This window comes from Microbispora sp. H10836 (genome assembly GCF_012999525.1).
Lineage (GTDB): Bacteria > Actinomycetota > Actinomycetes > Streptosporangiales > Streptosporangiaceae > Microbispora.
Map to the genome: position 1 here is coordinate 279,464 of NZ_JABBWU010000009.1, position 20,955 is coordinate 300,418.

General features: G+C 73.6%; 15 protein-coding genes and 2 tRNA genes. 9 read left to right on the forward strand and 8 right to left on the reverse strand.

Going from position 1 to position 20,955, the window contains the following annotated elements; translation table 11 throughout:
• Positions 1-27 precede the first annotated feature (27 nt).
• Positions 28-591, reverse strand: a complete 564-nt coding sequence (locus HHX30_RS18975; RefSeq protein WP_169983295.1) for a DJ-1/PfpI family protein — start codon at positions 589-591, stop codon at positions 28-30.
• A 187-nt stretch (positions 592-778) separates the two neighbouring features.
• On the opposite strand from HHX30_RS18975, the gene HHX30_RS18980 reads away from it, so the two are divergent.
• Positions 779-850 (forward strand) — tRNA-Gly (locus HHX30_RS18980).
• A 25-nt stretch (positions 851-875) separates the two neighbouring features.
• Positions 876-950: transfer RNA gene (locus HHX30_RS18985), tRNA-Val, on the forward strand.
• A gap of 410 nt (positions 951-1,360) precedes the next feature.
• Here HHX30_RS18985 and HHX30_RS18990 read toward each other — a convergent pair.
• Positions 1,361-2,080: a hypothetical protein gene (locus HHX30_RS18990; protein ID WP_169983296.1), complete on the reverse strand. Its 720-nt coding sequence runs from the start codon at positions 2,078-2,080 to the stop codon at positions 1,361-1,363.
• Between the two features lie 115 nt (positions 2,081-2,195).
• Positions 2,196-4,664 carry a molybdopterin oxidoreductase family protein gene (locus HHX30_RS18995; protein ID WP_169983297.1) on the reverse strand — a complete coding sequence of 823 codons (2,469 nt, stop codon included), beginning with the start codon at positions 4,662-4,664 and terminating at the stop codon, positions 2,196-2,198.
• A 229-nt stretch (positions 4,665-4,893) separates the two neighbouring features.
• On the opposite strand from HHX30_RS18995, the gene HHX30_RS19000 reads away from it, so the two are divergent.
• The 3 genes from HHX30_RS19000 to HHX30_RS19010 all read left to right on the forward strand — a co-directional run bounded on the left by HHX30_RS19000 (position 4,894) and on the right by HHX30_RS19010 (position 11,479).
• Positions 4,894-7,827 (forward strand): LuxR family transcriptional regulator, encoded by a 2,934-nt coding sequence (locus tag HHX30_RS19000; RefSeq protein WP_169983298.1) that lies wholly within the window; start codon positions 4,894-4,896, stop codon positions 7,825-7,827.
• Between the two features lie 80 nt (positions 7,828-7,907).
• Positions 7,908-9,029 carry an alpha/beta fold hydrolase gene (locus tag HHX30_RS19005; protein ID WP_169983299.1) on the forward strand — a complete coding sequence of 374 codons (1,122 nt, stop codon included), beginning with the start codon at positions 7,908-7,910 and terminating at the stop codon, positions 9,027-9,029.
• Between the two features lie 23 nt (positions 9,030-9,052).
• Positions 9,053-11,479, forward strand: a complete 2,427-nt coding sequence (locus tag HHX30_RS19010) for a GMC oxidoreductase (RefSeq protein WP_169983300.1) — start codon at positions 9,053-9,055, stop codon at positions 11,477-11,479.
• Between the two features lie 3 nt (positions 11,480-11,482).
• Here the strand turns inward: HHX30_RS19010 and ligD are convergent, their stop codons facing one another.
• A complete protein-coding gene (ligD, locus tag HHX30_RS19015; RefSeq protein WP_169983301.1) occupies positions 11,483-12,664 on the reverse strand; it encodes a non-homologous end-joining DNA ligase in 1,182 nt (393 codons plus the stop codon).
• Between the two features lie 345 nt (positions 12,665-13,009).
• On the opposite strand from ligD, the gene HHX30_RS19020 reads away from it, so the two are divergent.
• Complete coding sequence (locus HHX30_RS19020; protein WP_169983302.1) at positions 13,010-14,392, forward strand: cytochrome P450; 1,383 nt, start codon at positions 13,010-13,012, stop codon at positions 14,390-14,392.
• An 86-nt stretch (positions 14,393-14,478) separates the two neighbouring features.
• Here the strand turns inward: HHX30_RS19020 and HHX30_RS19025 are convergent, their stop codons facing one another.
• From HHX30_RS19025 to HHX30_RS19045, 4 genes are all read right to left on the reverse strand, one after another.
• Positions 14,479-15,414 (reverse strand): DUF2332 domain-containing protein, encoded by a 936-nt coding sequence (locus HHX30_RS19025; protein ID WP_169983303.1) that lies wholly within the window; start codon positions 15,412-15,414, stop codon positions 14,479-14,481.
• A 95-nt stretch (positions 15,415-15,509) separates the two neighbouring features.
• Entirely contained in the window at positions 15,510-16,529 is a 1,020-nt protein-coding gene (locus HHX30_RS19030; RefSeq protein WP_169983304.1) for a sugar phosphate isomerase/epimerase, read from the reverse strand.
• Entirely contained in the window at positions 16,526-17,524 is a 999-nt protein-coding gene (locus HHX30_RS19035; RefSeq protein WP_169983305.1) for a phosphotransferase enzyme family protein, read from the reverse strand. Before HHX30_RS19035 ends, HHX30_RS19030 begins: the two co-directional genes overlap by 4 nt.
• A gap of 485 nt (positions 17,525-18,009) precedes the next feature.
• Positions 18,010-18,384, reverse strand: coding sequence for a hypothetical protein (locus HHX30_RS19045; protein WP_169983307.1), 375 nt, complete (start codon positions 18,382-18,384; stop codon positions 18,010-18,012).
• Positions 18,385-18,394: 10 nt separating this feature from the next.
• Here HHX30_RS19045 and HHX30_RS42740 point away from each other — a divergent pair, with 10 nt between their 5' ends.
• The 3 genes from HHX30_RS42740 (at position 18,395) to HHX30_RS19055 (ending at position 20,953) form a co-directional block, all read left to right on the forward strand.
• Positions 18,395-18,529 carry a hypothetical protein gene (locus tag HHX30_RS42740; RefSeq protein WP_283246810.1) on the forward strand — a complete coding sequence of 45 codons (135 nt, stop codon included), beginning with the start codon at positions 18,395-18,397 and terminating at the stop codon, positions 18,527-18,529.
• A gap of 568 nt (positions 18,530-19,097) precedes the next feature.
• Entirely contained in the window at positions 19,098-20,198 is a 1,101-nt protein-coding gene (locus HHX30_RS19050; RefSeq protein ID WP_211592190.1) for an Ldh family oxidoreductase, read from the forward strand.
• Between the two features lie 26 nt (positions 20,199-20,224).
• Positions 20,225-20,953 (forward strand): SDR family NAD(P)-dependent oxidoreductase, encoded by a 729-nt coding sequence (locus HHX30_RS19055; RefSeq protein WP_169983308.1) that lies wholly within the window; start codon positions 20,225-20,227, stop codon positions 20,951-20,953.
• Positions 20,954-20,955: the final 2 nt, after the last annotated feature.

Here is a 20,955-nt window from a genome sequence, read left to right on the forward strand (position 1 = left end):
CCGCCCCTCGGCCGGTCGGTGCGCTGATCAGGTCGCCGGGGCCGCGGCGCGCAGGATTTTCATGAACTCGCGCATCCACGCCGGGTGGTCCGGCCAGGCCCGCCCGGTCACGAGGTTCTGGTCGACGTGGGCCTCGCTGTCGACCCACGTGCCGCCGCCGCTCTCGACGTCGGTCGCGCAGGCGGGGTACGCGCTGCTCTCCCGGCCCTTGAGCACTCCCGCCGCCGCGAGCACCAGCGGCCCGTGACAGAGCGCGGCGATCGGCTTACCTGCGCCGGCGAAGTGGCGGACGATCTCCTGGACGTCCCGGTCGCCGCGGATGTACTCGGGGGCGCGCCCGCCCGGGATCACCAGCGCGGCGTACTCGTCGGGGTCCACGTCGGCGAAGGCCACGTCGGCCGCCCAGGTGTGGCCCGGCTTCTCGGTGTAGGTGTCGAAGCCCTCGACGAAGTCGTGCACCACGAACTGCAGCTTCTTGGCGGACGGCGCCGCGATGTGCGCCTCGTAGCCCTCCTCCAGAAGCCGCTGGTACGGATACATCACCTCCAGGTCCTCGGCCGCGTCACCGGTGACGATGAGCACCTTCGCCATGACGGAACCCCCTCCTGTGTACGGTCGCGGCCTCATCCTGCGCGCCGCCTCCGCGGCGGGTCAACGTCTCGCCCCACTTCGGTCACAGCCGCGAGTCCGCGTACGGAATCGGCGGCGGTTGGCACCGGCACCCCCGGGAATCCGCTAGAGTTGTTCACGCGTCGCCGGGGAAACCCGAGCGATGGCTGCGGAAGTGGCTCAGTGGTAGAGCATCACCTTGCCAAGGTGAGGGTCGCGGGTTCGAATCCCGTCTTCCGCTCGGAGCCCGGACCATATCCGGGCACGGACGATTAGCTCAGCGGGAGAGCGCTTCCCTGACACGGAAGAGGTCACTGGTTCAATCCCAGTATCGTCCACCACCGCTCGAAGGCCGGATCCGCGATCAGCGGATCCGGCCTTCGGCGTTCCGGGCCATTGAGGCCGTGAAGTGATCCGGCCCGGCCGGGTGATGAAAGTGGAGCCGTAGACCGGCGGGGTGATGGAAATGGAGCCGTGGACCGGCCGCCTCTCCGCTCCCGTGGAAGCCTCCACCTGTGGCGGCGCCGGCCGCTGACATGCGGCCGGCGCCGCCGGCGAAATCGCGGCAGCCCGATTCCCGGGACAAAACCTTTCCGCCGCTACCGGTACGGCCCCCGCCATTGAGCACCGGTGTCACGATGGGCGCGGCCGGTCTGCCGGTTCCAGCACCGAGATAATCTTCTACCAATTGCCCCGTGCGTGCACAATCAATTTACGTCGGAAATCTTACGACTCAGATCTAGATTTCTTCTTAATGACGGACTTTGTCGTCGTTTTCCGAACGCGGGACGGCGAGCACCTGTGGCGCGGCCTGGCTCATCCGGGTACGCAGCCAGAGCAGGTGAACGGCCGTCTCGGGGGCGCAGTGGCGGGTCAGGTCGAGCAGGTCGTCGTCCCTGAGCCCGCGGGCGGCCTGTGCGAGCACGCTCCAGGACAGGTCGCACTCCGTCGCGAGGAGATACAGCCCGTGCAGGTCCCGCAGCAGCACGAGGCCGCCGCCGTCCCCACCGCCCCGCCCCGGTGTCACACGCGGGCGCCGCGCCGTTCCGGGGTCCGCGCCCTCGACGCCCGCCCGCTCCCGTTCCGCGGCCGCGCGGACGACCCGCTGGAGGTCGGCCGTCTCCAGACCCGCGGCATCGAAACCCCCCGCGTCGAACCCTCCGCCGTCGAGAGCCCCGGCGTCGAAACTCGCGGTCTCCAGGCGCGGCGCCTCGAAGCCCGGCGGCCTCAGCCCCGCCGTCCTCGTCTCGGCCCCCAACGCACGCGGGTCGCGCGGTCCGCCGGAACGGTACCGCCGCAGGAAGGGCTTCAGCCGCTCGGCGTGATCGCGGCACTGCGCGGCCAGCCGCTCGCACACGCCGCACAGGTCGGGCTCGCGGGGATGGCCGCGCCGCAGGGCGCGGAACCCCGACGACAGCTCGTGCTGCGTGCGGGAGAGCGTCTCCAGGTAGCGCGCCAGATGCTCGCTCACGGAGCGCCCCACCCGCGGGCCGCGTCCCCCCCAGCGGTGCGTGTGCGCGCAGGGACCATCTCTCGTCGCTTCCTTCCGGTAGGCCGACCCACCTCGTCTCCGGCGAATGCGGACGTCAGACCTCCTCGTACCGCTCCGGCGCCTCCCCTCCTCCCGCTGCGGCCGTCACCTCGGGCCGCACGGCCGCACCGCGGCCGAGGTGCGCGGCGGCGGAGCAGAGGCCCTCGTCCAGAGAGGCGTCCCCGCGCCGCCCGGCCTTCAGCAGCCGGACCGCCACGGCCGTGCGCAGCGGCCGGCGGGACACCGCGTCCCAGGCGGTGAGCGTGAGCTCCTCCGCCGCCCGTGTCACGGCCTCAGCCTGCCCGTCGAGCACCAGGACCACGGCTCCGGGGCGTCCGCCCGACAGGCGCGCGACGGCCTCCAGCACGCCCAGGCGCGACTCGACCCGCACGAGGTCGCCGTCCTCGACGCCGAGCACCGCGGCGTCGCCGGGATGGACCTCCAGACACGGCTCGGGCACGGCGTCCCCGAGCCGCGCCAGCCGGGCGGGAAAGCGGCGCGGCGCCCGGCGTGTGGTGAGGACCAGGGGGTGCTGGTCGTCGGCGACCTCCGGGGACGGCTCGAACTCGGCGGCGTGGAGGAAGGCCCGTCCCCCGGGGTCCCCGGTGCGGTACCGCTCCTCGCCGTACTCGGCCCCCGTGGCGAGATCGGCCCCGAACGTCTGGCAGTGCCCGGGGCTGGTGGCGAAGCGCCCTCCGGCGTACAGGCGCTCGACGCCGTGGGAGCTGGAGGGCGCGCAGGGCCACTGGATGCCGCCGGCCCGCAGCCGCTCGTAGGTGATCCCGGTGTGGTCGCACGGACGGCCCCTGGTGCACGCCTTCCACGCCTCGAACGCCGACTCGGCGTCCGTCCAGTGCACGAGCGGCCGGCCGTCCCGGTCGCGCAGGTCCATCCGCCGCGCGTAGTCCAGCAGGATGCCGAGGTCCGTCCTGGCCTCCCCCGGCGGTTCGACCGCCTTCTCGCACAGGTGCACCGTGCGGTCGGCGCCCGTGACGGTGCCGGTCCTCTCGCCCCAGGCCGCCGCCGGGAGCACCACGTCGGCCAGCCGCGCGGTCTCGGTCAGGTACGGATCCTGGACGACGACGAACAGGTCCTCCCGGCCGAGGATCCGGTCGAGACCGGGCGTCGTGGCCGCCGGATCGGACGCGGTGATCCACAGCAGCCCGACCGACCCCTCCTCGGCGTACCTGAGGATCTGGCCGGCGTGCGTGGCGGGCCCCCAGTGCGGGATGACGGCGGGGTCGACGTTCCACAGGTCCGCCAGCTCGCGCACGTGCCCCGTGTCGGCCCAGTTGCGCAGTCCGGGCAGGTCCGCGGCCGAGCCCGCCTCCAGCGCGTCGCACCCGGGCCCGCCGAGCTGGAACAGCCCGGCCCCCGGACGGCCGAGCATGCCGCGCAGCAGGTGGACGTTGTTGACCTGGCAGGCAGCGGCGGTGGCCTGGTTGGAGCCCAGGAAGTCCTGGCCCACCGTCGACACCAGCCGCTCGGCCGCGCCCAGGATCTCGGCGGCCTGCTCGATGAGCGCGACCGGCACCCCGCAGATCTCCGCCGCCCGTTTGGCGGGGTACGCCTCGACGACCCGCCACAGACGCTCGAAGCCGACGGTGTGCGCGGCGACGTACGCCGCGTCGTGCCAGCCGCCCGCGATCAGTTCGTGCAGCAGCCCGTTGAGCAGCGCCACGTTGGTGCCGGGACGTACGGCGAGGTGGACGTCGGCCTCCCCGGCGGCCGCCGTTCCCTCGGGCCCGACCACGATCATGGCGGGCGGCCCGGGCCCGAGCCGCCGGTCGAGCATCCGCTCCCACAGCACGGGATGGGAGGCGGTGCAGTCGTGCCCCCACAGCGCGAGCGCGTCGCAGTGGTCCACGTCGGTGTAGGAGCCGGGCTGTCCGTCGGCGCCGAAGCTCGCCGCGAGCGCGGCCGCGGCGGCCGCCGCGCCCCAGCGGGTGTCGCCGTCCATGTGCGGGGTGCCGATCCCCGCCTTGCCGATGACGGCGAGCGTGTAGTGCTCCTCCAGGAACAGCCGTGTGCCCGTGTGGAAGGCGAGACGGCCCCAGCCACCGGGGCGGGCGAGCAGCTCCCTCGACCTCGCGACCACGCGGTCCATCGCGGTCTCCCACGTGGCCTCGACCAGCCTCCCGTCTTCACGAACCAACGGGCGGGTCAGGCGTTCCGCGTGCGGCTGCCAGGCGTGCCACTCCCGGGGGTCGAGCCTGCCGTGGTTGACGCGGTCGCCGGCCCGGCCGCGTACGCCGGCCACCCGGCCGCCGCGTACCGCCAGGTCGATGGCGTCACCGCCCCAGCCCGCCGCCGATACGGCGCGGACCCAGTGCTCGACCTGCTGCTCGGCGAGGCCGTCCTCCAGGAACACGTCCACGCGCACCGGCCAGGGGCTGCCGAGACGGATGACCGAAGGGAGCGCGTCGCGCATGTGGCTCGGCAGGGCCGCCGCCAGCCGCTCCACCGCGTCGGGAGGTCCGTACGGCGTGCGCCGTCCCCTGGGATCGGCGATCCGGTCCAGCACCTGGCACCTCCGCGGTGGCGATGTGTGAACGACGCGTCCCGTACCCGGTGCCGTGCTCCCCCGATCCCGGAATCGCCCGAACTGACCGGTTCCTTTTCGAATACTTTCCAGAAGGGGTTAATGCCGAGCTGCCGCCCCTGTACGCTCTGTTGATCTGTAAAGTGCATTTACTGGGAGTTGTCCGCGCGGCTGGTGAGGGGCGGCCCGCGTATTCGCGTGTGGGGTGCGGATGGATGGACGCGCGGCCGGGCCGGTCGTCTCGGGCACTGCCGCGCCGCTCGTCGGACGACAGGACGCGCTGACCGCGCTGAGAGGCGCGATGGCCGCGAGCCGGCGGGACGGGTTCCAGTTCCTCGCGCTGGTCGGCGAGCCGGGTGCGGGCAAGACGCGGCTGCTCGGCGAGCTGATGGCGATGGCGGGCCGGGACGGCTTCACCCCGCTGTGGGGACGCGCCGCGGAATACGAGCAGATACTGCCCTACAGCGCCCTGGTGGACGCGCTCGACGACCACCTCGACGCCCGCCGCGACGAGGTCACCCGGGCCGTGGGGACCGGGCAGGCCGCCCTGCTGTCCGGCGTCTTCCCCGGGCTGGCCTCCGGCGGCGGCCCGCCGGGGGACGAACCGGCCCTGGCCGACGACCGCAGCGGCCTGGCCCGCTACCGGCTCTACCGGGCCGTACGTCACCTCGTGGGCGCGCTGGCCGGGCCTTCCGGCTTGCTGCTGGTCCTCGACGACGTCCACTGGGCCGACGACGGCACGATGGAGTTCCTCGACCACGTCGTGCGTCATCCGCCCGCCGGGCCGGTGCTGATGGCCGTGGCCTACCGTCCGGCCCAGGCCGCCCCGCGCGTCGCCAGGCTGGCCGCGGCGGCGGGCCCGCGCGGGCACGAGCTCGCGGTCGGCCCGCTCAGCGCGGCGGAGGTCCGGCAGTTCCTCGGCCCCGGCGTCAGCCGGGGGCGGGGCACGGCGCTGTACGAGGCCAGCGGGGGCAACCCGTTCTACCTCGAGGCGCTGGCCCGGATGGGCGGCACCGACGTGACCGAGCTGCCGCCGACCATGCTCGCGGCCCTCCAGGTCGAGCTGGGCGACCTGTCCCCAGGGGCGCTGCTGGTGGCCCAGGCGGCCGCCGTGGCCGCCGACGAGTTCGAGCCCGCCATCGCCGCCGTGGCCGCCGAGGTGCCGCCGGAGGCCACGCTCGCCGCGCTGGACGAGCTGGTCGAGCGTGACATCGTCCGCAGCGCGGGCGGGCGGTTCCGCTTCCGCCACCCCCTCGTGCGCCGCGCGGTCTACGAGTCCGCGGCGGCGGGCTGGCGCCTGGGCGCGCACGCGCGGATCGTGGCCCACCTGGCGGGGCTGGGGGCTCCCGCGACGGTGCAGGCCCACCACGTCGAGCACTCCGGGTCGTTCGGCGACCAGCGGGCGGTGGAGGTGCTGGTGGCGGCGGCCCGCGCGGTCACGGCGCACGCGCCGGCCACCTCGGCGCACTGGCTGCAGGCGGCGCTGCGGCTCATGCCGGACGACGCCGCCGCCCGGGAGGGCCGGCTCGCCCTGATGATGGAGCTGAGCTGGGCGCAGGGCATCAGCGGCAGGCTGGCCGAGGGCCGCGACACCGCCCGCGAGCTGCTGCGCATGCTGCCCGAGGACGACTATCCCCGCCGGGGCCGGGCGGCCCGCGTGTGCGCGCTGATGGAGCGCCAGCTCGACCGCCCGCACGAGGCGCGGGCGCTGCTGCTCGACGAGCTGAGCCGGATGCCCAACCCGCGGGCGGCCGCCGCCGTGCCGATGCGGATGCGCCTGGTCGCCGAGAGCATGATGCGGGTGGACTTCCGGGCCGCGCAGGCCGTGCTCGACCTGATGCCCGACAACGCCGACGACTGGGAGCCCGGCCTCGCGGTCGCGGTCGCGGCGCTGCGCCCGATGCCGGCCCTGGCCGCCGGCCGTACGGACGACGCGCTGCGCTACGCCGAGATCGCCGGCAAGCTGCTCGCGGACGCGCCGGACGAGCATCTGTCCGAATGGCTGGACGCCATCGCCTGGCTGTGCTGGGCCGAGTCCCACCTCGGCCGGTACGGCGAGGCGCTGCGGCACTTCGACCGGGCGGCGGCCGTCGCCCGCTCGACCGGCCAGAGCTACATCCTGACCAACCTCCTGGCGGGCCGGGCCAAGACGCTGGTGGCGATGGGACGCCTGGCGGAGGCCGCGGCCACCGCCGAGGAGTCCGTCGAGGGCGCGCGGCTGCTCGACTCCGGCCAGCAGCTCGTCTTCGCGCTCACCCAGGTCTGCCTGGTCGAGTCGTGGAGCGGCGACGACGACGCGGCGCTGCGGGCCGGCGAGGAGGCCGTGCACCGCGGTGTCGGGGCGGGCGAGACCTGGGAGGCCACGGCCCGCTACGCGCGCGGGCAGGCCCTGGTCAACGCCGGCAGGTACGCCGAGGGCGTCGAGGCGGTGCTGGACGCGTGCAACCGGTTCGAGTCGCCGCGCCTGGACCCGGGGACGCTGCTCCAGGCGTGCGAGACGCTCGCCTACGCGGACGCCTCCCTGGAAACGACCACGGGGACGGGGACGGGCACGGAGACGGACGCGGAGGCGTCCGCGCGCGCGGCGCGTTGGGCGGCGCTCGCCGCCCGGCTGGAGGACCCGCGCCTGCCGGCGTACTGCGGTTTCGCCGCGCTCGCCCGCGCGCACGCGCTGTCCCGCCGGGATCCGGGCGCGGCGGCCGCGGCCGCCGAGGAGGCGGCCGGCCAGCTGGGCTCGGGCGAGCGGCGGCTCGACGCGGGCCGGGCGCTGCTCACCGCCGGGCTCGCGCGCCTCGGGACGCCGGACGGCCGCACCCGTGCCCGGGAGCACCTGCGGGCGGCGGCGGAGATCTTCGACTCCTGCGGCGCCCGCGCGCTCAAGGCGCGCACCGAGCGGGAGCTTCGCCGCCTCGGCGTACGGGTGGGCGGCGGCGCGACCACCGTCGCGGGCGGGGACGCGCCCCGGTTCGGGCTGTCGCCCCGGGAGCTGGAGGTGGCGCTGCTCGTCGCCGAGGGGCTGACCAACCAGCAGGTCGCCGAGCGGCTCTTCCTCAGCGTCCGTACGGTGGAGACGCACCTGTCGCGGATCTTCGCCAAGCTGGAGGTCACCTCCCGGGTCGGCGTGGCGACCGCCCTCAAGCGGTGATTCCCGACAAGTACGGGTTTTCCACGATGCCGCCGGTACGTGGCGGCCTGCGATCGTATCTCCGGCAGAAAGGCGATCGCATGGGACACCGCATACCCCGGTTCACGCTCGACGGCGTGGGGAACGCCGAGGTCACGGTCCATCCGTTCGCCACCGAGGACGAGCTGGGGTTACAGCTCACCCGGTTCCGCCGGGACGACGCGCCGGCGCAGGGGGCGCCGGACGACGTCGTGCTGCTCGTGCACGGCCTGACCTCGTCGAGCGACATGTTCGTCATGCCGGAGCACCCGAACCTGGTCAGGTTCCTGCACGACAGCGGGTTCGGCGACGTGTGGGCGCTGGACTTCCGGATGAGCAACAGGTTTCCGTACGCCATGGAGACCCGCAGGGACACGCTGGACGACATCGCCCAGTACGACCACCCGGCAGCACTGCGCGAGATCCGCCGCCACGTGGGGGCGCGGCGGATCCACGTGGTGGCCCACTGCCTGGGGTCGGTGACCTTCCATATGAGCCTGTTCTCCGGGACCGTGAGCGGGATCGCCAGCGTGGTCGCCAACAGCGTCGCGCTGACGCCCCGGGTCCACCCCTGGGCCCGGCTCAAGCTCACCTTCGGTCCGGCGCTGCTGGAGTACGGCACGGGCCTGTCGTACCTGGACCCCCGGTTCAGGGACGCGCCCCCGCTGACGCGGCGGTGGCTGCTGGCCCGCGCCGTCTCCTTCCTCCATCCCGAGTGCCGGGAGGCGGCCTGCCACATGCAGAGCTTCATGTGGGGCAGCGGCAGGCCCGCGATGTACCGCCACCGCAACCTGGCGCGGACGACGCATGTGCACGAGCGGCTCGCCGACCTCAACGGCGCCTGCGACCTGCACTACTACCGGCACGTGCGGAAGATGGTGGCGGCCGGGCGGGCGGTGAAGTCCGACACCGGCGACCCGCGGTACGCCGCGTTGCCCGACGACTACCTGGTCAACGCGGCCGACGTCGACACGCCGATCCTGTTCCTGACCGGCGACCGCAACGATGTCTTCACCGACTCGAACATCGTCTGCCACCGCGTGCTGTCGAAGACGGCGCCGGGACGGCACGAGCTGCGGATCCTGCCCGGTTACGGGCACATCGACCCCCTGATCGGGGCGAACGCGCACCGGGACGTCTTCCCGCACATCCTCGACTTCCTGAAGCGACACAGCGGTCGCTGAAGCGGCACTGAGAGACCTCATTCATGGAACATGTCGACGCGGTCGTGGTCGGTTCGGGTTTCGGCGGCGCGGTCGCCGCCTACCGCCTCGCCGAGGCGGGGCTGTCGGTGGTCGTCCTGGAGCGGGGCAGGGCGTACGCACCGGGGGATTTCCCGCGCGGCCCGGCACAGCTCGGCCGCGCCTTCTGGGACCCGGTCGAGGGCCTGTACGGGATGTACGACATCTGGAGCTTCTCCGACTGCGACTCGGTGGTGGCCAGCGGCCTCGGCGGCGGCTCGCTCATCTACGCCAACGTCATGCTGCGCAAGGACGAGGACTGGTTCGTCCACGAGCAGGCGCTGCCCGGCGGCGGCTACGAGTCGTGGCCGGTGACCAGGGCCGACCTCGATCCCCACTACGACGCGGTCGAGCGCATGATCGGCGTGGCGCCGTACCCGCTCAACCATCCCGGCTTCGACGGCACGCTGAAGACCCTCGCCATGCGGGACGCGGCGGCCGAGCTGGGCCTCGACTGGCGGCTTCCGCCGCTGGCCGTCAGCTTCGCGCCGTCGCCGGACGCGGAGCCCTGTCAGGGCGTGCCGGTCGCCGCCGCGGCGTACGGCAACCTGCACGGCGTGCCGCGCCGTACGTGCCGGTTGTGCGGCGAGTGCGACATCGGCTGCAACGACGGCGCGAAGAACAGCCTCGACCACACCTACCTGTCGGCCGCCCGGCACCACGGCGCGGACCTGCGCGCGCTGCACGAGGTGCGGCGCGTCCGGCCGCGGGTGGGCGGCGGCTACGACGTGCAGTACGTCGAGCACATGCCGCGCGGGGACGACATGGGCGAGGACGGCGACGGGCCGCCCCGGTGGACCGGGCCGCACACGATCAGCTGCGACCGGCTCGTCCTGGCCGCCGGCACGTACGGCACGTCGTACCTGCTGCTGAAGAACCGGGCGGCCTTCCCCGGCCTGAGCGCGGCCCTCGGCACGCGCTTCTGCGGCAACGGGGACATGCTGGCGTTCCTGCTGCGGGCCACCGACCGGAGCAGGACCCGGCCCATCCGGGCGAGCCGCGGCCCGGTCATCACCAGCGCGATCCGGCTCGACGACGGCGCGGACGGGCGCGGCGCCTACATCGAGGACGGCGGCTATCCCGAGTTCGTCGACTACCTGGCCGAGGGCGCGGCCATGGGACCCGGCCGCGTCGCGCGGTTCCTGCTGCGGCGGCTGCGCAACATCGTCACCCACGACACCAACCTGTCGGCGGAGATGGCCGACCTGATCGGCCGGGGCGAGCTGTCGGGCACCTCGCTGCCGCTGCTCGGCATGGGCCGCGACGTCCCCGACGGGAGGCTGCGCCTGCGTGACCGCCGCCTCGACGTTGAGTGGACGGCCGAGACGAGCGAGGACTACTTCGACCGGGTGCGTGCCATCATGCGCAGGATCGGCGACGTGCTCGGCGCGGAGTACGCCGACAGCCCGCCCTGGTGGCGCAGGCGGGTCATGACCGTGCATCCGCTGGGCGGCGCGCCGATGGGCCTCCATCCGGGCGAGGGGGTGTGCGACGCGTACGGGGAGGTCTTCGGGTTCCCCGGGCTGTACGTCGCGGACGGCGCGGCCCTTCCCGGGCCGGTCGGCGCCAACCCGTCGCTGACGATCGCCGCGCTCGCCGACCGCATGTGCACCCGGATCCTGGAGACCCGCGCGTCCGTCACCGCGCCCGTGGCGGAGCCGTCCCCGATCGAGGCGGAGGCCGTGCCGGTGGGGGCGGCGGCCCGGCCGGCGGCGGACGCCCCCGAAGCGACGGCCGCCGCCGCGGAGGGCCCGCGTGCCTTCGCGGCGGGCCCGCAGGACGAGCCGAGCGTGTTCGAGGGCCGCACCTCGCTGTGGTTCGTGGAGGAGATGCGGGGGCTTCTGCTGCCCGGCCCGCCCGGCCTCCCGGCCCGTGGGAGTGCGGCCGGAGGCTTCCCGTTCGCCTTCCGCCTCACCATCACGATCGACGACATCGAGCGTTTCCTCACCGAGCCCGAGCACGAGGCCAGGGCGGAGGGCTGGATCGAGGCCGACCTGTGCGGCGGCAGGCGCCCCCTCGCCCGGGGATCGTTCAACCTGTTCGTCCCGGGGGAGACGGCCGGGCAGCGGTGCATGCGCTACCGCCTGCACTTCTACGACGCCGAGGGCCGCCCCCGGACGCTTGCCGGGCACAAGGAGATCCAGCCGGGCGCGCCGACCCGCCTGTGGCTGGACACCTCCACCCTGCACGCCCGCCTGCTGGAGGGACACGTCGAGGAGGACGGGGACGAGCGGGCGGCCGTGGTCGCCGCGGGGGCGCTGCGCATCCTGCCGTCCGACCTCGTGCGGATGCTCACGACGTTCCGCACGGCCGGCCCGGCCGGCGCGGCGGCCGTGGCCCGCTTCTGCCGGTTCTTCCTCGGCGAGCTGTGGGAGGTCTACGGCCCGGGCTGATGTCTAGGCCCAGGGGTCGTAGTCGGCCTCCAGCGGTTCCTGGCCGGGCCGGTCGGGCTCGGGGACGTGCTGGAGGTTGACCCGGATCCTCGTCCACACGGAGCTGCGCCCCCGCATGGAGTCGACCAGGACGTCGGCCGGCCGCAGGAGCCGGGCCACCTCGGGGTGGCGGGCCTTCCACCGCTCGAGCCCGGCCATCGCCTCCTCGCGCGTGGCCGCCCTGGCGATCTCGACGAGCGGCATGACCGGCTGACGCCGCCCCTGCCTGGGCGGGGCCGCCGGCTTGTCCGGCCGGGGGCCCTGGGCCTCCGCCAGCTCCAGCAGGGCGTCCAGGGAGCCCGCCCGCTCGTCCATCCCGGCCCACGGGTCGCCTACTTCGGCGTACCGGTCGGGCAGCGACGCGAGGGTGAAGTCCTCCGGCCGGCACCCGGGCACCTCGTCCCAGGTCAGCGGGGCCGAGACGAGGCCGGTCGGCCGCACGGAGTAGGCGGAGGCGACGGTGTGGTCGCGGGCGTTCTGGTTGTAGTCCACGAAGACGCCCTGCCGTTCCTCCTTCCACCACCGGCTGGTGGCGACGTCCGGCTCCCGGCGCTCGACCTCCCTGGCCACCGCCTCGGCGGCCCGCCGTACCTCGCGGAAGGTCCACCGCGGTTCGATGCGTGCGTAGACGTGGAACCCGCGCGAGCCGGACGTCTTGGGCCAGGCGGTCAGACCGTGCTCCTCCAGCACGTCGCGGGCGACCAGGGCGACCCGGACGATCTGCTCCCAGCCGACGCCGGGCACGGGGTCGAGGTCGATCCGCAGCTCGTCCGGGTGGTCGAGGTCCTCGGCCCGTACGGGATGGGGGTTGAGGTCGACGCAGCCCAGGTTCACGGTCCACAGCAGGCAGGCGAGGTCGCGGATCACCACCTCGTCCGCCGTCCGGCCGGAGGGGTAGCTCAGCTCGACGACCTCCACCCACTCGGGGCGCTTGGCGGGCGCGCGCTTCTGGAAGAACGCCTCCTTGCCGACGCCGTGCACGAAGCGCTTGAGTATCACCGGCCGGTCGGCCACGCCGCGCACCGCTCCATCGGCGACCACCCGGTAGTAGGAGATCAGGTCGAGCTTCGTGTGCCCGGTCCGCGGGAAGACCACGCGGTCCGGATTCGTGATCTTCACGATCCTGCCGTCGAGCTCCAGCGTCATGCCGCCACACTACGTCCCGGCGCCGGCCCGGCCCGGTTCACGGCCCGATCTGCCGGGTGATGGACGGGTCGGTGATCTGCGTGTCGGCGGCCGGCAGGAGGGCCTTGGACACGATGACCGACAGCATCCCGTCCTCCTCGAAGGGAAGGAACGGTCGTCGCGGAAGATCACTGATGCCGTCGGATGACTCGTTCCTGTACGTCGGTCGGTGGTGCGTTCATACCAGCGAGCAACGACGGATCCGGCCGCTGACATTTGTGGGCGGACGCTCTAAGATCGCCGCCCATACCGAGGTTCGCATCGCCTGAGGAACGGCTCGGTGACCCGAAAGGCAGGCGCACGCCCATGATCTCCGACAGACGATCCGCGTCGGCCGTGGAAGGTCTCATCTCGTTACCGCTGGAACCTCTGCTCACCAGGGACTACGAGACCGATCCCGCGCCCGTCCACGAGCGCCTGCGCGCGATGTACGGCCCGGTGGCCCCGGTCGACGTCCTCGGTGTGCCGGTCTGGCTCGCGATCGGCTACGACGAGGTGCTGCACGTCATGCAGAACCCGGGCGACCTGTGGAGCAAGCGCGTGGACAACTGGCGGGCGTACGCCGAGGGGCGCGTTCCCGCCGACTGGCCGCTGCTCGCCCTCCTGCAGGCCGACAACTCGGGTTTCCACGACGGGGAGAGGCACCGGAGCCTGCGCGGCGCCTGGAACGCGGGGCTCCGGCCGTTCCAGGAGCCCGGGAGCGGGCAGGCGCAGCGGCTGGAACGCGCCATGCTGCGGTTCTGCGACGACCTCATCGACGTGATGGCGGAGGGCGGGCCCTTCGGATGGGCGGACCTCGTCACCCAGTACGGGCGGCCGTTCCCGTTGCTCGTCGCCAACCACCTGCTCGGCGTCACCATCGAGCGGGGCGAGGACATGGTGATGGACCAGTGGCGCCTGCTGGACGGCCCCGACTCCGCCGGGGCGTACCGGCGGCTCTTCGCCGCCCTCCACGAACTGGCCACGGCCAAGCGGCACCGGCGGGGCGACGACCTGCCGTCGTACATGTCCGAGGCGAATCCGGACCTCACCGACGAGGAACTGGCCCGCGAGCTGTTCATGCTGTCCGGCTTCCTCGACTTCACCGGCAGCCTGATCTGCAACGTCATCGTCGAGGTGGTCACCAACCCCCGGATGCGGGAGACCGTGTCGGTCGGCGCGATCGAGGAGACCGTCAACCGCGTCGCCCTGCTCAACCCGGCGCTGGCCAACGTGACCTTCCGCTACGCCAGGACGGACCTGAGACTGGGCCGCTTCACCATCGCGGCCGGCGACCCGGTGATGCTGTCCATCGCGGGCGCCCACACCGACCCGCGGTTCACCGCGGCGCTCCGGGACACCGTCCGCAGCACCCGCGCCCACCTCGCGTGGGGCGCGGGCCCGCACAGGTGCCCGAGCCAGCGGCTGGCCACCCAGATGGTCACGATCGCCGTACGCCGGCTGCTCGACCGGTTCTCCACGCTCGAACTCGCGGCTCCGCGCGACGAGCTCGCCTGGCGCCCCTCCCCCTTCATCCGCACGCCGCTCTCCCTGCACGTGCGCTACCAGCTCAACCCGACCTTCGCCGCCGCGCCCTGGCCGGGACCGGAGGCCGGCGCCGAGCCGTCGCCCGCCGCCGAGGACGGCGGCGACTGGCGCCCGAGGTCCGGCCTCCGGGCGTTTCTGCGCAAGCTGCGCCGCACCCAGTGATCGAAGCCGTAGGACCGCAGCGGTCCTACGGCGGCCCGCGCTCCGGCCGGACCATTCCGGCTCCCGATCGACGTGACCGTACCGGGTCACGCGAACCAGGCGATCGCCTGCCCGTGCGACCGGGTCCAGGCGAGCGGAGTCCCGTCCAGCGCGAGGACGTTCAACAGCGCCGTGCCCGGCGGCCGCGGCAGCCCGGCGTACGCGAGCACGTCCGGGGCCTCGTTCGCGATCCAGTGCCCCGGCAGCCCGCGGGCCAGCTCGGCGAACGCCTGCCGCCTCGGCGCCGGTACCTGGTACAGGACCGAGGTGTGGAACACCACGGGCGTCGCGCCCCGCGGCGCCCGCGCGGCCAGCGCCGCCAGGTCGTCCACCAGGTCGCCGCGCACGAGCAGCGGCGGCTCGGCCGCGGCGACGGACGCCGCGGCCCGCAGCCGGGCCCGGCGGTGCACGTGTTCCGGCCAGATGAGGGCGTCGAGCCACGCGACGTCCGCGGGATCGGTCACGTCGAGCGGGTTCAGGTCGAGCCCGGCCCGCCATACGACCCGGGGTAGGCGGGCCGGCGGCGCCACCCCGGTCGCGGCACAGTCCAGGACCGGTTCGCCGGACCCGACCAGGTGCTCGCCGTAGCGGTAGGCGTACCGGTCGGGATAGAGACACAGCCCGGCCGAGGCCCCGACCTCCAGCAGGGCGAGCGGCTGCGGCAGCGCGGCGAGCACCGGCAGCAGCACCGCGCACCGCCCGGCCTCGTTCGTCTGTACGGACCGGGTGCGCATCTCCGCTTCGACCGCCGGCCAGTTCCCCAGGATGTAGTCACGGAACGCGGCGGGGTCCTCGACCGGGCCGCCGAGGAACCGTACGACGCCGAACAGCAGGTTCGGCTGCCGCTTCGCCGGCGGGAGCGCGCCGAGCAGCGCGAGCATCTCGCGGTCGCGGGAGACCGCGAGCGCCAGGCGCTCGTACGCCGGGGACACGCCTCGCGCCTCCCGAGCGGCGAATCCGGCGTAGATCTCGCTGGTCGTCATGTCCCTATGATCGCCTCGCGCCGCCTCCCGCGCTTCGGCCGGACGCCCGCCCCGGCTCGCGCACGTGCGGGGAGACCGGGGCGGGCCGGGCTCGGTCAGGCGAGGCCGGCGGCGCGCAGGGCCTCGCCGAAGGCGGCGCGGTTGGCCCGCTGGTCGGCGACGGCCCGATCGAGGGCCTCGGCGTCGGCGGCGCGGAAGGCCGGGACGTCCTGCTCGACGACGATCCAGCCCTCGTAACCCGACCGCCGCAGCTCGGCCAGCACGGCGGGCAGGTCCAGGTCGCCCCGCCCGAGCGGCGGGAAGCCGCCCGCCGCGACCAGGTCCCACAGGTCGCCGCCCCTCGCGCGGACCCGGGCGAGGATGTCCCGGGAGGCGTCCTTGACGTGCACCTGCCGGATGCGCGGGGACCACTCGCGGATGGCCGCCACGGGGTTGCCCCCGGCCAGCCACAGGTGCCCGGTGTCCAGGCACAGCGAGACGTCGGTCAGCCCGAGCAGCCGCTCGATCTCCTCCGGGGTTTCCACGTCGGTGCCCAGGTGGTGGTGGAAGACGGGTTCCAGGCCGCGGTCGCGGCAGCGGGCCGCCGCCTGCCCGACGCGCGCGGCGTACGCGGGCCAGTCGCCGTCGGGCAGGGACAGCCGGGTGTCGGGGGGCATGCCGGGACGGGCGAACCGTTCGGGCCGGTCCGGGCACGCGAGCGTGGGCCGCGGCGCGAACCGCGGGTCGGCCGTCCACGCCTCCCCCGCCGCCCGCCCGTCCCGTTCGCCTCCCGAGCCGTCGGACCCGGCTCCACACATCGCGTCGCGGACGGCGGCGAACACGTCGAGGGCGGCGTCGAGGGTGGCCAGGTCCTCCCGGAAGCCGTCCGGGTCGCCGTAGCGGAGGTCCACCCACCCGCCCGCGAGCCCGAGACCGTGCTCCGCCAGATGGGCGGGCAGGCTCCGCGCCGTCCCCAGGTAGCCGATCGGCCCGGAGTCGGTGCCGTCGTACCCGGCTTCGCGCATCGTCGCGAGCATCTCGCCCGGCCGCAGCGGCGCGCCGCCGGCGCGGTAGACGCCGAAGTTGACGGGCGCGCTCGCCACCCGCACCGCCCAGGAGTCCGCCCGCGCCGTCATGATCCGCTGAGATAGCGCTCGGCCAGCTCGCAGCTGCCCAGGGTGTAACCGGCCCCGAGTTCCCCGGCGATGTCGGCGGCCGAATGGGAGCCGATCCACGCGACGAGGAGAAGGCGGCGGAACATGATGAACGTCCAGATCTCGGCCTCGTCCTCCTCCGGCAGGTCGAGCACGGACCGGTAGCCGCGCACCCACGCCTCCGCCATGTGCGGCACCTCGGGACGGTGCTCGATGAAGCTCAGGGCGGCGCCGAGGTCGTAGAGGTACCAGCCGAGGCCGCAGTCGTCGAAGTCGATGACGCCGATCCCCGCCTCGCCGTCCACGAGCAGGTTGGCCAGGCGCAGGTCGGCGTGGATGAGCCCGTACCGGTCCGGGCCCTTGCCGAACCGCTCCAGCCTGCGGCGCAGCTCGGCCTCCAGCCGGGCGAGCACGGCGTGCGCCTCCTTGTCCACGCCCAGGCCGTCCTGCCACCTGCCCCACCGGGGCGCCGGGCCGAAGGCGGCGTCCAGGTCCCAGTGGAACCGGGTGAAGGACGGAGGACTCGCCCAGGCGCGGGCGTGGCAGTGCATGCGCGCGGTCAGCGCGCCCAGCCGCTCGAACTCCTCCACCAGCCGGTCCTCGGCCGGCTCGGCGCCGGGCAGGAACTCGAACATCACGCAGTGGCGGGGCTCGAAGCCGGGGTCCTCCACCGTGACGACCCGCGACCCGTCGCGCGCCGGCAGCACGCGGGGGGTGACGACGCCCGCGTCGTCGCGCAGCGCCTCCAGCCAGGCGAGCTCGCTGGCGATGGCCTCCGGCGGGTGGTAGCCGAGCCGGTGGACCCGCAGGATCGCCGTCGTGCCACCGTCGTCGACCTTGAAGGTGGCGTTCTCCGACACGTTGAGCAACGTCACGGCGGCGTCCGGCGACAGACCGTACCGCTCCGAGGCGCGGTGGGCGACCCCCACGACGCGGGTGAGGACGTCGTCGCCCCCGGACAGGTCGTGGACCTGCATGCGCTCTCCCATCGGATCCCGTGAAAGGTGTCCTTCAGATCTTCTCTCGTGATCCTGGAGATCGTTACGTGAGAGAACGGGCGAAAAACGCGTTTGCGGCCCGGGACTGTTTCCGTACACTCGCCAATGATCACGCGCGCCGCCACCGCGACGCGCGCCCTGACCGAGAGAGGGGAGTTGACCGTGCGCCAGCGCATCGCGGTCGTCGTCCTCCGGTCGCGGCACGAGGTGATCCTGGTGTCCACGTCGCTCCCCGGTGCCCGCCGCGCGGCCCGCACCGGACGTACCTGACGAACTCCAACCCCCTGGTCGGAGCGGGTACGTGCACAGCCCTGCCCGCTCCGCCGGCCGCCCTGCGGTCCCGCAGTGGTGTCCGTCTCGGGATCGCGTCCGGCCTGCCGGTCGGCGGGACGTGCGGAGCGGTCAGGGCTTGTCGCGGGCGCGATGGACGACGACGCGGTTACCCCGTCCCGGGTACGGCGTGATCAGCAGCTGTTGCCGGACGGCGCCGCCGTCCTCCGACCTGTCCCAGGAGTAGTGAACCCTGATGCGGTAGTGGCCCCTGCCCCGGACGGCGAGGTTGGCAGCGGGTCGTCGCCCAACGGGTGGGCGAGCCTGATCTCGCCGCTGACGCTGGAGTAGCCGACCTCGACGACGTGCTGCCATCCCCTGGTCTCCACGGGCGGGCGGCGCGTGTACGTCTCGGTCGTGACGCAGAGCGGGACATCCGAGTGGACGTCGAAGCCGAGGAACCCCGGCGCGACGGTCAGCAGGCCGTCCTGGTAGGACGGATCGTTCGCCTCGAAGTCCTCCCCTGCAGTGTCCGGCTCGTACGCCTCCAGGGCGCCGTAGTCCACCATCGCCACAGGGTTGCGCTGGACGACTCTGGACACCGGTCTGATCCGGGGACGGTGGTGGGGCGCGGTGGCGCAGACGCGCCGCCGCCGCCTCCTCCCACTCCCGCATCTCGCGCTCCTCCTGCTCGCGATCGGCCTCGACGACTGAGCCGGCGCTTGGGCAGATGCCGGCGAGGACGTAGTTCAGTTCCCGCACCTGGACGCCGTCCGTCCGGTGGACGCGGGCGACCTGCCACAGCGCCCACCGTGGAACGCGGCGATCAGGACGCCGAGCGGCACCCCCATCCGGCGAAGGCATACGACGCCCCACTCGGCGGGGGCGCCGCGGAGCGGGAGGGATGGGTCCCGAGCGGGGGCGCGGCGAAGTGACCCGCGCTGGTCGAAGGGGGTCACCCGGCGCGGATCAGCCCGTTCGAGTTCAACGAGCGGAAGCCGCCGCGTCACGGATCCGAGGGAAACCGTGAGGCGTACGCGGAGGAGCGAGAGCGCCGTCTACGGGGACCGTCCGTCCCACGCCATGCGCCATCGACATCGCCGTCGCTCCTCGCCAGAGGGCGCATCGTCGCGTTCAGCGGAACACAGCCCCTGGCACGGTCACACAGCAACGAAGATCACTCACAGCCTCGCCCTCGTCTCACATAGCGATTTGATAGTTGACATTTGATATGAGATATCCCAGGATCTGGCTCCAAGATGAGTGGTTTGGGGGGAATTGAGTGATTGGTCTGACACGGTGGGACCACGACGGGCTCGTGTCCGCCGACTGGCTACGCGACTCGGTCAGCACGGTCTTCCAGGCCGTCGGGTTCAGCGAAGCCGCCTCGCGGACCGTGGCGGAGGCCCTGGTTGAGGCGGACATGCGCGGGGTGGCCTCGCACGGGACCATGCTCGTCCCGATGTACGTGGACCGCATCCGCGCCGGCTCCGTCAGCCGTAAGGAGCAGGCCGAGGTCGTGGTCGACGCCGGCGCGGTCGCCGTCCTCGATGCGGGGCACGCGCTGGGCCAGCTCACCGGTGACCAGGCGATGACGCTCGCGGTAGCCAAGGCGAAGTCCTTCGGCATCGGAGCGGTCGCGGTCCGCAACTCCTTCCACTTCGGCGGCGCGTTCCGCTATGTCGAGGCGGCGGTGCGCGAGGGCTGCATCGGGGTGGCCGCGGCCAACACCCGGCCGCTGATGCCCGCCGTCGGCGGCGCGGCACCCGTGGTCGGCAACAACCCGCTCGCCGTCGGCGTGCCGATGCCCGACGGACCACCGGTGGTACTCGACATGGCGCTGTCCGAGGCAGCCCTCGGCAAGATCCGCCTCGCCGCCGCTGAAGGACGCGAGATCCCGCCCACCTGGGCCTCCGACGCGGAAGGTCGGCCCACCACCGACCCGCAGGCGGCCATCGCCGGCATGCTCCTGCCCGCCGCGGGCCACAAGGGCTTCGCCCTAGCCCTGATCATCGACGTGCTCACCGGCGTGTTGTCTGGCGGGGCGTTCGGCCAGGGGGTCCGTGGCCTGTACGCCGACGTCTCGGTGCCCAACAACTGCGCCCACTTCTTCATGGCCCTGGACGTCGCCATGTTCGGCGATCCAGCCGGTTTCGCCGAACGGATGGGGCGCCTTGCCGCCGAGGTCACCGGCTCACCGACCGCCCCAGGGGTGGAGCGGCTGTACCTGCCCGGCCAGATCGAGGCGGAGAACCGCGCGGCCGCCGTCACCGACGGGGTCCGCGTCGAGGCCAGCGTCCTCGACGCGCTCCGCCGTACGGCCGGGCAGGTCAGCGCCACGCTGCCCGACCTGCCCGGTGGCGACGAGCCGGCGGACGCGTGAGCCAGGACGACAGGAGGCACCAGAGCATGAGAGCCAGCTTCGACGCGACCGGAGGGGTCGTCGTCATCACCGGCGGAGCCAACGGGATCGGCGCGGCCCTCGCCCGGGGGATCGGCGCCGCCGGCGGGACAGCCGTCGTCTTCGACATCGCGCACACGGCCGACCTGGACGGTGCGCCCGGGGTGGAGCAGATCACCGTCGACGTCGCCGACCGCGAGGCGGTCTTCGCAGCCGTCGATCAGGTCCTCGCCCGGTACGGCCACATCGACGGCCTGGTGGCCGGCGCGGCCATCCAGCCCCGCACCAAAGTGGCCGACATGCCGGCTGAGGAGTGGCGCCGGGTCCTCGGCGTGAACCTCGACGGCGTCGTCTGGGCCTGCCAGGCGGTGCTGCCCTCGATGACCAAGCGCCGTTCCGGCTCGATCGTGGTCTTCACCTCGGGCCTGGCGCACATGGGCCGGGCCGAGGCCTCCGCCTACGCCGCCAGCAAAGGCGCACTGATCTCCTTCGCGAAATCGCTGGCCGCCGAGGTGGCCGAGCATCGGATCCGGGTCAACGTCCTCGCCCCGGGCGTCATCGACACCCCGCAGTTCCAGGCCGCCAACCCCACGGGCGGCGAGCGGGAGCACTGGGCGCGCACGATCGGCATCGGCACCCCCGAGGACGTCGTGGGCCCCCTGCTCTTCCTGCTGTCCGACGCGGCGACCATGACCGGCTCGCAGCTCAGCCGCGACCGCGCCTACCCGAAGGAGTGAAC

Excerpts from the sequence above, each read along its gene's own strand:
- HHX30_RS18975 (WP_169983295.1), bottom strand. The coding sequence starts at position 591 with ATGGCGAAGGTGCTCATCGTCACCGGTGACGCGGCCGAGGACCTGGAG.
- HHX30_RS19000 (WP_169983298.1), top strand. The coding sequence starts at position 4,894 with ATGGATGGACGCGCGGCCGGGCCGGTCGTCTCGGGCACTGCCGCGCCG.
- HHX30_RS19005 (WP_169983299.1), top strand. The coding sequence starts at position 7,908 with ATGGGACACCGCATACCCCGGTTCACGCTCGACGGCGTGGGGAACGCC.
- HHX30_RS19010 (WP_169983300.1), top strand. The coding sequence starts at position 9,053 with ATGGAACATGTCGACGCGGTCGTGGTCGGTTCGGGTTTCGGCGGCGCG.
- ligD (WP_169983301.1), bottom strand. The coding sequence starts at position 12,664 with ATGACGCTGGAGCTCGACGGCAGGATCGTGAAGATCACGAATCCGGAC.
- HHX30_RS19020 (WP_169983302.1), top strand. The coding sequence starts at position 13,010 with ATGATCTCCGACAGACGATCCGCGTCGGCCGTGGAAGGTCTCATCTCG.
- HHX30_RS19025 (WP_169983303.1), bottom strand. The coding sequence starts at position 15,414 with ATGACGACCAGCGAGATCTACGCCGGATTCGCCGCTCGGGAGGCGCGA.
- HHX30_RS19030 (WP_169983304.1), bottom strand. The coding sequence starts at position 16,529 with ATGACGGCGCGGGCGGACTCCTGGGCGGTGCGGGTGGCGAGCGCGCCC.
- HHX30_RS19035 (WP_169983305.1), bottom strand. The coding sequence starts at position 17,524 with ATGCAGGTCCACGACCTGTCCGGGGGCGACGACGTCCTCACCCGCGTC.
- HHX30_RS19045 (WP_169983307.1), bottom strand. The coding sequence starts at position 18,384 with ATGGTGGACTACGGCGCCCTGGAGGCGTACGAGCCGGACACTGCAGGG.
- HHX30_RS19055 (WP_169983308.1), top strand. The coding sequence starts at position 20,225 with ATGAGAGCCAGCTTCGACGCGACCGGAGGGGTCGTCGTCATCACCGGC.